The organism is Bacillus hominis, from assembly GCF_018332515.1.
In the GTDB taxonomy this organism is placed as follows: domain Bacteria; phylum Bacillota; class Bacilli; order Bacillales; family Bacillaceae_G; genus Bacillus_A; species Bacillus_A hominis.
Map to the genome: position 1 here is coordinate 1 of NZ_BOQD01000178.1, position 11,425 is coordinate 11,425.

The 11,425-nt window shown below is 36.5% G+C and carries 11 protein-coding genes; 5 read left to right on the forward strand and 6 right to left on the reverse strand.

The genetic code is table 11. From position 1 onward, the window contains the following. Positions 1-891: AraC family transcriptional regulator (locus KI356_RS17840; RefSeq protein WP_212936030.1), on the reverse strand; the 891-nt coding region annotated here is incomplete at its 3' end. Between the two features lie 231 nt (positions 892-1,122). On the opposite strand from KI356_RS17840, the gene KI356_RS28230 reads away from it, so the two are divergent. The 5 genes from KI356_RS28230 (at position 1,123) to galT (ending at position 5,774) form a co-directional block, all read left to right on the forward strand. Continuing rightward, positions 1,123-1,431 carry an MFS transporter gene (locus KI356_RS28230; RefSeq protein ID WP_234842419.1) on the forward strand — a complete coding sequence of 103 codons (309 nt, stop codon included), beginning with the start codon at positions 1,123-1,125 and terminating at the stop codon, positions 1,429-1,431. Positions 1,432-1,437: 6 nt separating this feature from the next. After that, positions 1,438-1,590, forward strand: coding sequence for a hypothetical protein (locus tag KI356_RS28235; protein WP_238486202.1), 153 nt, complete (start codon positions 1,438-1,440; stop codon positions 1,588-1,590). A gap of 20 nt (positions 1,591-1,610) precedes the next feature. Continuing rightward, on the forward strand, positions 1,611-2,654 hold the full coding sequence (locus KI356_RS17850; RefSeq protein ID WP_212936031.1) for a galactose-1-epimerase: 1,044 nt from the start codon (positions 1,611-1,613) through the stop codon (positions 2,652-2,654). A gap of 424 nt (positions 2,655-3,078) precedes the next feature. Then, complete coding sequence (locus tag KI356_RS17855; protein ID WP_212936035.1) at positions 3,079-4,248, forward strand: galactokinase; 1,170 nt, start codon at positions 3,079-3,081, stop codon at positions 4,246-4,248. Then, a complete protein-coding gene (gene galT, locus KI356_RS17860; protein WP_212936032.1) occupies positions 4,245-5,774 on the forward strand; it encodes a UDP-glucose--hexose-1-phosphate uridylyltransferase in 1,530 nt (509 codons plus the stop codon). The genes KI356_RS17855 and galT overlap by 4 nt, the downstream gene beginning before the upstream one ends. Before the next feature lie 482 nt (positions 5,775-6,256). Here galT and KI356_RS17865 read toward each other — a convergent pair whose 3' ends face one another. Genes KI356_RS17865 through KI356_RS17885 form a run of 5 tightly spaced genes read right to left on the reverse strand, consistent with a single transcriptional unit; the run spans position 6,257 to position 11,358 of the window. Further along, positions 6,257-7,195 (reverse strand): ROK family protein, encoded by a 939-nt coding sequence (locus KI356_RS17865; protein WP_128280015.1) that lies wholly within the window; start codon positions 7,193-7,195, stop codon positions 6,257-6,259. A gap of 19 nt (positions 7,196-7,214) precedes the next feature. Next, positions 7,215-8,138, reverse strand: a complete 924-nt coding sequence (pfkB, locus tag KI356_RS17870; protein WP_128280014.1) for a 1-phosphofructokinase — start codon at positions 8,136-8,138, stop codon at positions 7,215-7,217. A gap of 12 nt (positions 8,139-8,150) precedes the next feature. After that, positions 8,151-8,996, reverse strand: a complete 846-nt coding sequence (locus KI356_RS17875; protein WP_212936033.1) for a tagatose-bisphosphate aldolase subunit GatY — start codon at positions 8,994-8,996, stop codon at positions 8,151-8,153. Between the two features lie 4 nt (positions 8,997-9,000). After that, on the reverse strand, positions 9,001-10,164 hold the full coding sequence (gene nagA, locus KI356_RS17880; RefSeq protein WP_212936034.1) for an N-acetylglucosamine-6-phosphate deacetylase: 1,164 nt from the start codon (positions 10,162-10,164) through the stop codon (positions 9,001-9,003). Between the two features lie 6 nt (positions 10,165-10,170). Further along, the gene (locus KI356_RS17885) at positions 10,171-11,358 is read right to left on the reverse strand and encodes an SIS domain-containing protein (RefSeq protein WP_128280012.1); all 1,188 of its coding nucleotides are present in this window, start codon (positions 11,356-11,358) and stop codon (positions 10,171-10,173) included. Between the last annotated feature and the right edge of the window lie 67 nt (positions 11,359-11,425).

Genomic DNA, 11,425 nt, shown 5'->3' on the forward strand with positions numbered 1-11,425 from the left:
AATAATTTCTTGTTCATCAAGTAAGAACTTCAAGCTTGATAAAGAGATTGTTTGGAAATTCTCTTTCGACATACGTTTTCGATAATGCGTAGGTGTTTCTCCAATCATTTTTTTAAATATGCGGCTAAAGACTACTAAACTACGAAAGCCCACCTGATAAGAAATGTTTTCTACCGATTCATCTGTCATTGAAAGTAAATACGTTGCGTAATTAATGCGCATCCTTAAAATCCATTCCTTCATGCCCATCCCGAAATGATTGTGAAAGACCCGTGAAAGATGGCTTCGATTGACCGCAAGATGATCTGCCACATCCCTTACTGTAATCTCCTCTAGATAGTGCTCTCCAATATATGTCATCGCTTCAATCGCGAGTCGTGAAGACTTTTGTTTTACTCCTTTTGAGAATTCACCACCATCTGTAAGTAATAATCTTAAAAACCGATAAGTCAACTCATTCAACTTTAATTCATCTTCTAATGTATCGTTGGAGCAATTCATACACTCCAAGATAATATCCGAATATTGCTGAATATTAGTTGAAGTAACAGAGTGGTTATCTTCTTTAAAACTCGAATAATGAATAATTTTGTCTGCTACCTTCCCACCAAATGACAGCCACGCATACAACCATGGTTCTTCTGCATCCGAGCGATAAAAAGTCGATTCCCCTGGGCGAATGAGAAAAATATTTCCTTTCTTTAATGAATATTTTTCATCTTTTACATAGTACATTCCTTTTCCATCCAACACGACATGAATAATGTAGCTGTTACGTACAGCTGGTCCAAAAGCATGAAAAGGCAATGTTTTTGAAAAACCACAAAATTCAAAATAAAGCTCACTTGAGAAGTGACGCTGTTCTTTTTTAAAAAAGAGTGCTTGTTCCATGGGCTTCTCTCCTCTTCGTGATTGCTATAACCTAATCTGCCTTTTGAAGGAAAAAATGCAACAAAAGGTTAAATCAATGTCACAAAATGATATAAAATAAAAAACGCTTTCTTGTTAAACTATACTTAAAAAAGAAAACCATAGGAAGGAGATTCATGTAGTTCGTTAGTTTTTTATGTTTAACTTTGTAAACGCTTTTATATCATTATTAAAATTAAATGAAGAGAAAAATTGGCCACATTTGCACGACTTGGTTCATCACTTGGTGCAAATGGGACTACACTAGCAGTTGTACCAATCGTCACTTTCTTGATGACTATTACCGACTCAGTTGAATATGGACAATGGAAAAATGGTACTCGAAACAAAGCTGTGACTTTATCAATTCGTCCATTACTCGATAAAATTGCCGGAGCTTTATCAAACGGAATCGTTGGGTTTGTAGCTGTTGCTGCTGGAATGACTGGCAATGCTACAGCAGCAGACATTACTGCACAGGGTGTTTCAACGTTTCATCTTTATGCATTCTACCTTCCATGAGCACTCATGATTTTTTCTGCCATCATTTTCGCATGGAAGATCACATTAACAGGGAAAAAACATGCTCCAATCGTCAAAGAGCTAGAAGCAAAGCTAAATCATGGCGAGGAAGCAACTGAAGAGTTCAATTCTAGTGCTGCACTTGCTCATTCTAAATAAAGAAGTAGAGGATATCTAAGATGAACATTACAACAAAAGATTTCGGTGCAGGTTATACGATTATCACTATTACCAATCTGAACGGCCTGCAGTTGACTGTTTCAGATTTCGGTGCTCGCATTACGAGTTTAAAGGTACCAACAACGAATGGTCTACGTGAGCTCGTACTTGGTTTTGATACGGCACAGGAATATCTTGAAAAGGATTTATATATTGGTGCCTCAATTGGGCGAGTAGCTGGACGAATTCAAAATGGAACTTTTCAAATTGATGAGAAAATCTATAAAGTACAAATTGATGAGACAACCGGAAACACTTTACATGGCGGTACTCCAGGATTTGAAAGTAAAAAGTGGAAATATCAAGTTATCGATAATAATGATGAAGTCTCAGTGATATTTCACACGGTGAGTCCAGATGGTGAAAATGGTTTTCCTGGGAATCTTGATGTCGAGATACGTTACATAATAAATAATGATAATTTTTGGAAAATAGAGACTAGTGCGACAAGTAACAAAGATACCTTGTTTAATCCAACAAATCACGTTTATTTCAACTTAACTGGTGATGTAACGCAACCTGTAAATGAACACACATTATGGGTGAATAGTGATAGATTTGCACCACTTGATCAGGAAAGTATTCCAATTGGTGAAAAGTTTCCTGTAGAAGGTACTGCGTTTGATTTTCGAAAGCCAGTTAAACTCAAAGAAACCTTCAATAGTACTTTTGCTCAAAAAGAATTAGTGGATGGAATTGATCACCCATTTTTCTTGAATCGACCTGAGCTATTACATAGTTCAGTGAAACTCATTAGCCCGGATGAAGTGGTCAAAATTGAAATAGCCACAAAAGAACCAAGTGTCGTCATCTTTACGGCAAATTTTGGTGAGAATACGCCTCTCATGCATGGCAAGAAACTTGCACACCATGGTGGAATTACCTTTGAAACACAGGTTTCCCCGGGTGCTGAACAGTATTCTGATTTTGGGAATATGGTTCTTAGGGCGGATTCAACTTATGAAACGATGACAGAATTTCATATTATTGCTCCATTACCATAAGTCGGGGTTGAATTAAGTTAGATTGAATTTTTTTCCATAAATGACTATAAAAAACGTGAAAACTCCCGAATCGTAATTGTTGTCGAGACAAACCAAGAGAGAAGTTTTCACTTTGTACGCTAAGTTTATCAAAATGATTTTGCCGTATGATTACGGACTTGGGTTAATTCATTCTTCCACGGCTTCGTTTCGCCGTGAAATTGTGCGTCGTTGTCATGGTCGTGCCTTGTCAGATGTGGCATGGGAATACGACATTACTTATACCACGTTAGAAACATGTATAGAAAAAATTAGATACTGCTATCAGAATTTATTTAAAATACGATGTTGTGTCTAGAAATAATAAGGAACTGTTAGAAGTGATCCAGTGAGTACTGAGATAATTTCCTTACTTAGAATAAATGTAAAAGAGAGGTTTATACTTATGGAAAAGAAACGTGGACTAACTTTAAAATTTGCTGAGGTATTTGGACCTCAAGAAACAACTCAATATTTCTCTCCAGGACGTATCAACTTAATCGGAGAACATACAGACTACAATGGTGGCTATGTGTTCCCCGCTTCTATTACTTATGGAACTTACGGAGTGGCTAAACGTCGTGAGGATGATAGAGTATTAGTTTACTCAACGAACTTTGAAGAACTTGGAGTAATTAGCTTCACGTTGAATGAACTAGATTATGATAAAAATGCCAATTGGGCAAATTATGTAAAAGGAGTTATCTTAACACTGAAAGAAGCAGGTCATAAAATAGACTGTGGTTTTGAGTTATTAGTTGAAGGAACGATTCCAAATGGAGCGGGACTTTCAAGTAGTGCTTCACTTGAATTACTGGTAGGCATAGTATTAGAAGACTTGTTTAACTTGGACGTAACGCGACTTGAATTAGTGAAAATGGGTAAAAAAGTTGAAAATGAATTCATTGGTGTAAATTCTGGTATCATGGATCAATTTTCCATTGGATTTGGCGAGAAAGACAGAGCGATTCTCCTTGATACCAATACGTTAAAGTATGAAATGGTTCCAGTGGTTTTGGACGATTATGCTATTGTAATTATGAATACTAATAAACGTCGTGAACTAGCAGATTCAAAATATAATGAGCGCCGTGCTGAATGTGAAGAAGCACTCGCACGTCTCCAAACGAAGTTAGAGATTCATGCACTTGGAGAACTAAGCGAAGCAGAATTTGATGCAAATCAAAATCTTATTGGAGATGAAGTCCTAATTAAACGCGCGAAGCATGCAGTTTACGAAAATGAACGCACAAAAAAAGCCAAAGCAGCTCTTACTGCAGGTGATTTAGAAGAATTTGGAAAGCTATTGAATGCTTCTCATACATCTTTAAGAGATGATTATGAAGTAACTGGGCTTGAATTAGATACATTGGTGGCCACTGCGCAAAAACAAGAGGGTGTTCTTGGATCCCGTATGACTGGAGCGGGATTTGGGGGATGCGCCATCGCATTAGTAAAAGAAAGTGAAACCCACACTTTTAAAAACAATGTTTATGATGAATATATCAAAGTTGTCGGATATGCGCCTGTCTTTTATGTGGCACACATTGGTAGTGGAACTACAGTGATTGGATGATGAATGAGGTGAAAACGATGAACATATGTCAAGCAATTTATGATTTTACTACACTTGCGATTGAGAATGGAGCTATTGAGGAAAATGACCGAATTTATATGCACAATCAACTATTACGTTTGATTGGCGAATCGGAAATGGGAAAGATTACGAGTGTAGTTGAAACAGACCCACATGTGTTGTTCGATACGCTTATGGATAAAGCGATGGAAAATCATATTATCTCTAAAAACCAAGCTAATCGTGAAATGTTCGAAGCACTTTTAATGAATGTGATTACACCACTTCCATCTAAGGTCAATGCGAATTTTCAGGAGGCATATTGTAAAAGTCCTAAACAGGCAACGGATTATTTCTTTGAACTAAGTAAACGCAATGATTATATAAAGACCCGTGAAATTGCAAGAAATATTCATTATTTAGCAGAATCAAAATATGGTGAGCTTGAGATTACTATTAATTTGTCCAAACCTGAGAAAGATTCAAAAGAGATCTTAGCGGCTAGAAATGCACCGAAGGGCAATTATCCAAAATGTTTACTTTGCATTGAAAATGAAGGGTATTTTGGTCGCTTTAACCATCCAGGTAGAAGCAATCACCGAATCCTTAACATCGAGCTAGATGGAGACGAATGGGGTTTTCAATATTCACCATATGCATACTTTAATGAACACTCCATCGTATTATCTAAGAAGCATCGACCAATGAAAATTTCTCGTGAGGCATTCTCTCGTTTATTTAGTTTTGTAGAAATCATACCACACTATTTCATTGGTTCAAATGCGGATTTACCTATTGTAGGAGGATCTATCTTAAGTCATGATCACTATCAAGCTGGACACCATCACTTTCCAATGGCAAAGGCTAAAGTTCTTAAAACATTTGAACTATTTGACTACCCAAACATTTCTTGTGGTATTGTCAACTGGCCAATGAGTGTGATTCGCCTCTCTTCTTTAAACAAAGAAGAACTAATTAATGCCAGTACCTACATCCATGAAAGTTGGAAGAACTATTCAGATGAATTCTTACAAATTCGTGCGCAATCAAAAGATGGCACAAAACATCATACGATTACACCAATTGTGCGACGTCGCGAAGAAAATTATGAAATTGATCTTGTACTGCGTGATAATAATGTGAGTGAAGAATACCCTGATGGAATTTTTCATCCACATCCAGATGTACAGCATATTAAGAAAGAAAATATCGGGCTTATTGAAGCCATGGGTCTTGCGATTCTCCCTCCACGTTTGATTGAGGAGCTTCATGAAGTTGAGCTGCACTTGTTAGATAAGGAAGCCCATGTTCCTGAAATCCATCAAAAATGGGCAGATGAACTAAAAACCCGGGGTGGCTATACGGAAGAGACCATCCAAAGCTTTCTTCAAACTGAAGTTGCAAAAACATTTGAACGGGTCTTAGAAGATGCTGGTGTCTATAAGATGAATAAAGATGGTAGAGCAGGGTTTGATCGTTTTATCAAAGAATTACAAAGCACAAATCGAGAGGGGATGACGAAATGACAGTTTTAATTTGGTTCTGTTGCAAAGTTTCTTAAGAAGATAAATAAAGACATGTATGGATGGGGAGATATTATGCAGCTACAAAAATCTCCCTTACATTTTAAACATAACATACTAAATTACTAACATATAGTTAATCATTAGATGATGTGATAGAAAATAATAATAGACTTTTATATTAAACATACTATTCGCTTTTTATTATAGTAGAGTTAACAAACGGCTGCCATTTATCTATTTTTCTTTCCTTTAACATGGTTGTGTGATTCATGGTTTGTATCCTCCTTTCATGTATTTGTATGTTTTATATATCGCAGTCTCGTTCTCTTTTCATACAACGAACTAACGCATAGAATCTTTATTAACCAAATAAGAGCGTACGTTCTTTTTGAAGGGGATAATTAAAAAATATTATAATCCGTTATCAATCTAATATTTTGATAGACACGGGTCGCAACTTTCATAAAAAAAGAATTACTATTCTAAAATAGCAATTCTTTTTCCAACCGGTTGAGCGCCACATAACAAGCCCCATACACACCTGCATCATTATGTAATGCTGCTAAAACTATATCCGTCTTTTTTTGATAAATCTCCATTACTGCTTGGTGAAACCTTTCTTGAATTTGTTGCAAGAAAGGTTCCCCTTGTTCAGCAATCCCGCCTCCAATAATAATTAATTCGGGATTGAACATATGGGCAATATTCACTAGTCCAGTAGTGACATATTGTAAAAACTGTTCATATACATCTTTTGCTAACTGCTCTCCTCCATGTATGCGTTCTATAATTTCTTCACCTGTAATGGTGTTTATTTCTATCCCTTGTAATCTGGAAGCTTCTTGATACTGACGAATTAGAGCTGAAGTTGATGCATATCTTTCGTAACATCCTTTCCCGCCGCAACTGCAAGCTTCTCCATTATGGACAATTGTCATATGACCGAGCTCTCCAGCTAGTCCGTTTGCACCTTGGAGCATTTGACCATTTATCATAATACCGCTACCGATCCCTGTTCCAAGCGTAATTAAAACAATATGTTCTTTTCCACTACCTACCCCTTTCCACATTTCACCAATGCAAGCTGAACGAACATCGTTTTCAACAGTTGCGGTATAACCGGTTTCTCTATAAATATAGTCTGTTATGTTCGTGCCACTATACCCCGGAATATTGGCAGAAAATATAACTTCTCCTCGTTCATTGTCAATCAGTCCACATGACGACACCCCAACGGAATGAATCTTATCATTCTTTTCTAATTTACGTATTGTGTCACAAATACGCTGCAGAATTTCGTTTTTTTGATTGTGTGCTGGTGTTTGTATTTTTCCTTTTTCATATATTGTTCCTTGTTCATCAATCATCGCATATTTAATAAATGTTCCCCCAATATCAAAACAAGCGAAGCTTTTCCCCATATTTCTCTCCTTCCTACTTTTATACAATTGTAATTTCGTTATAGAACTTCTCTACAAGTTGAGGTTGTATATAACCTGTTGCTTGCTCTGCTGCATTCGCCATGCCACAAGCAGCAGAAAATCGAAGTGCATCCTTTATCTCATATCCTTTTGCGAGTGCATACGTTATGCCCGCAACCATTGCATCCCCTGAACCAACCGAATTGATAGAAGCTATTTTTGGTAAAATTGCCCTAAACCTCTCATCTTTCGTTATAAGTATCGCTCCTTCTTTTCCAAGTGAAAGAAGCACATACTGTACACCGCCTCGGCATATTTGAGTTGCCGCTACGACCATTTCTTCCTGTGATACGTGCTGTTTTTGAAGAAACTGACAAATTTCTTGCATGTTTGGTTTAATTAAAAATGGCTTTCCTTGTATACCATGAGATAATGTTTCCCCACTTGTATCTAATATAAATTTCTTACCATTTTCAGCAGCTTTTTGCGCCAACTGTTTATAAAATGATTTTGGAATGCCACTTGGTAAGCTTCCCGATGCAACAATAAACTCAAAGTTATCTACAATTTTTTCATATTTTTTTATAAATAGAGCTATTTCATCTTCCGAAATAGCTGGACCTGCTTCTAATATTTCTGTAGCTGAAGCAGAATTCTTTGTTATTAATGCTAAGCAATTGCGAGTTTCTTCTTTAATGGAAACAAACTCGTCTGTAATTGATAGTTCTTTCAACTTTTCTCTTATAAAATCGCCATTTCTACCACCGAGTAGGCCGCTACCTGTAATTTCTATGCCTAATAAGCAAAGTACCCTCGATACATTAATACCTTTGCCACCAGCTGTTTTTTCATATTCTTTCGTGCGATGCACTTCATGTGGCTTTAATTCATCTAACTCATATCGCATATCAACAGATGGATTCAACGTAATCGTTGCAATCATAAGAATAGCTCCTTATACACGATTCAAACTTTTACACATCTTTATTTTATCTGCAACGACTCTTTTCATCTCCACAATAGCATCTGCAAAGTATTTTCGCGGATCGTTTTCTTCTGGATGCGTTTCTAGGTAATTACGTAGTGCCGTTACAAATGCGATTTTTAATTCTGTTGCGATATTCACTTTACAAATGCCCAATCTGATTGTTTCTTGCACTAAACTATCAGATAATCCAGATGCTCCATGAAGTACAAGTGGAATATCAACTTGCTTTTGAATATCTGCTAATCTTTGTAAATCTAACTTTGGTTCTCCTTTATATAAACCATGCGCTGTTCCGATTGCAACTGCTAATGAGTCAATATTCGTGCGCTCTACAAATTCTTTTGCTTGATACGGATCTGTATAGATTGAGTTTTCTACTACTATATTTTCTTCTATTCCTGATAATTGACCTAATTCCGCTTCTACTGTTGCTCCGTATTGTTTTACGTACGAAACAACTTCCTGAACAATCTGAATATTCTCTTCAAACGGATAATGTGATGCATCAATCATAACAGAGCGAACTCCTAAATCAATACAACTTTTAATATCTTCTATATCTTCATGATGATCCAAATGTAGACTAATTGGTACATCATATCGCGTTCTTGCCGCTTCAATCATATTCACAAGAATTTCTTTTCCCATATACTTTATCGTACCTGGTGTTGCCGCGATAATAACAGGTGATCGTAATTCTACCGCGGTTTCAACTACCGCTTTTAAAGTTTCTAAGTTATGAATATTAAAAGCAGGAACCGCGTATCCACATTCTTGTGCATTTCTTAATATAAATTGAGTTGAAACAAGCATATTCTCAAACCCTTTCCATTTTCTTTTTATATTTCATTTCTCCTCTAACAACTGTTCCGATAAGCTCTAAATCGTCTGTTAATATAAGAAAATCTGCTCTTTTTCCTGGTGCGATGCTCCCAATTTCTTTGTCAGCCCCAATACTTTTGGCAGGGCTAAGCGATCCCATATGAACACTTTCCCATAACGATGCATTTGTCCATTTCTTGATATTCTTCACACCATCAATAAATCGAAGTGTGCTCCCTGCTAAAGATCCTGTTTCTGTTCGAGCAACTCCATCTTTTACATGAACAGCAAATTCTCCTAAATGATATATGCCATCTCCTAATAAGCCCGCTCGCATGCAATCACTAACTAAACAGGTTTTATCGTATCCTTTACATTTATACAAAATATTCACTGCACTTGGATGTACATGATGTCCGTCTGCAATGATTTCACTGTACACATGGTCAGTAGAAAGTGCGGATCCAACAACGCCAGGTTCACGATGATGTAGCCCCTTCATTCCATTAAACGTGTGCACAAAGATTGTCGCTCCTGCTCGAATTGCTTCCTGGCATACTTCATAGTTCGCATCTGTATGACCAATTGCCACGCGAATATTATTTTTTACCGCTTGCTGTATAAAGGGGATGGCACCTTCTCTTTCTGGTGCCATTGCAATTTTTCTAACTGTTCCTTCTGATTCAGCAATCCACTCTTCTAGCAACTCAATCGTTGGGTTAATAAAATATTTTGGATTTTGCGCACCTTTATAGGCTTCAGTAAAACAAGGTCCTTCCAGAAAAGCTCCAATAATAGTTGCTCCTGCAACTCCCTTTCTTTTTGCATGAGCTATATTTTGTAAAGCCTTTGTCGTATTTTCTAAAGAATCAGTTAATGTTGTAGGCAAAAAACTCGTAACACCATTTTCCAATAACTGAATAGAAATATTGTTTAACGATTCATATGTACAATCCATTACATCGTGTCCCGCTAAACCATGAATATGTGTATCAACAAATCCCGGAGCAATAATACTCCCTTCAAAATCCATTACCATTGCTCCGTCTACTATTTCTTCAACATGTTTTAGAAAGTAGCCATTTACAATATGTAAATATCCACTTTCACGTACTCCCTCTTCGAGTAAATACATTGATGCTCTGACGTAATAATTCATACATTTCTATTCCTTTCCTTTATAAGGATGTACGGTTACACCTTGAACGACACGATTTACACTTCCACTCGGGCAAGGATTATCTGGAGTAATGCCTAATGCAATAGATTTATATAATGCTAAAATTTGACCATATAATATATAAATAAACGTAATATATATATCATCCTTCAAATCGTTTCCGTCATTGCATAAAAATGTATTGCAATACTGCCTTGCTTCCTGGCTATCTTGATGCGCAATGACAATAATATCGTTTCTATCTTTCTCCTGATAAATTTCTCGTAATAAATCAATATCATACTTTTTGGTATATTCATCACTAGATAAAAACAATACAACAGCTGTATCTTCATCTAAAATTGATTTTGGTCCATGTCTAAAACCAAGCGGCGTGTCAAACATAACGGGAATGCGGCCAGCCGTTAACTCTAAAAATTTTAGTGCAGCCTCCCTAGAAAGGCCTTCGAATACGCCTGATCCTAAAAATACAATTTTATGAAATTCTTTTTCTGCAATTTGCTTCATTTCCCGTTCTTGCTTTTCGATTACCTTCTTTCCTAGCTGAACAATATCCGTAATGCTAGATTGTAAAAGAGGGATTTCATTATAGTTACATAATAAAAGTGCTGTTAACATCATAGAGGTAAAACTGCCTGTCATCGCAAACCCTCGATCATTTGCCTCCTTTGGCATATACATTACGAAAGCATTCTCTTTATGTTGAAATTGTTTCGCTAAATTCCCTTCTTCATTACAAGTTAAAATAATATGGTAAACGGAATGAATCATTTGTTCTGCTAGCTCCACTGCCGCTACACTTTCTGGACTATTACCAGAGCGAGCAAACGATACTAAAATTGTTGGGATATTTGGTTGTAAATAATAATAAGGACTTGAAACGATATTTGTTGTTGGAATGCTTTCAATCTGCATTTTCTTTACATCTACTATTCTTTTTATATATGGAACGAGTGTATCTCCAACAAAAGCTGATGTTCCAGCCCCAGTAAAAATAATTCGTACTTGCTCATGCCTTCTTGAAATATGGGAAAAAAACGCTGTAATTTCATGATGATTACTTTGAACATTCGAATATACTTGTTCCCAAAGATCTGGCTGCTGTGCAATCTCTTTCGCGGTAAAACACGCTCCATATGTTTCTCTTATTTTTTCATTTGCATGTAATAACATGTGCAAACCCCCTTAACATAATTTCATATCTTATAACGTCATCATTACCAGTTGAATTACAATAAGT

What these genes read in the sequence shown, in the direction of transcription:
- KI356_RS17865 (WP_128280015.1), bottom strand. Translation starts at nt 7,195, where the DNA reads ATGGGGAAAAGCTTCGCTTGTTTTGATATTGGGGGAACATTTATTAAA.
- KI356_RS17885 (WP_128280012.1), bottom strand. Translation starts at nt 11,358, where the DNA reads ATGTTATTACATGCAAATGAAAAAATAAGAGAAACATATGGAGCGTGT.
- KI356_RS17875 (WP_212936033.1), bottom strand. Translation starts at nt 8,996, where the DNA reads ATGCTTGTTTCAACTCAATTTATATTAAGAAATGCACAAGAATGTGGA.
- galT (WP_212936032.1), top strand. Translation starts at nt 4,245, where the DNA reads ATGATGAATGAGGTGAAAACGATGAACATATGTCAAGCAATTTATGAT.
- pfkB (WP_128280014.1), bottom strand. Translation starts at nt 8,138, where the DNA reads ATGATTGCAACGATTACGTTGAATCCATCTGTTGATATGCGATATGAG.
- nagA (WP_212936034.1), bottom strand. Translation starts at nt 10,164, where the DNA reads ATGAATTATTACGTCAGAGCATCAATGTATTTACTCGAAGAGGGAGTA.
- KI356_RS17855 (WP_212936035.1), top strand. Translation starts at nt 3,079, where the DNA reads ATGGAAAAGAAACGTGGACTAACTTTAAAATTTGCTGAGGTATTTGGA.
- KI356_RS28235 (WP_238486202.1), top strand. Translation starts at nt 1,438, where the DNA reads ATGATTTTTTCTGCCATCATTTTCGCATGGAAGATCACATTAACAGGG.
- KI356_RS17850 (WP_212936031.1), top strand. Translation starts at nt 1,611, where the DNA reads ATGAACATTACAACAAAAGATTTCGGTGCAGGTTATACGATTATCACT.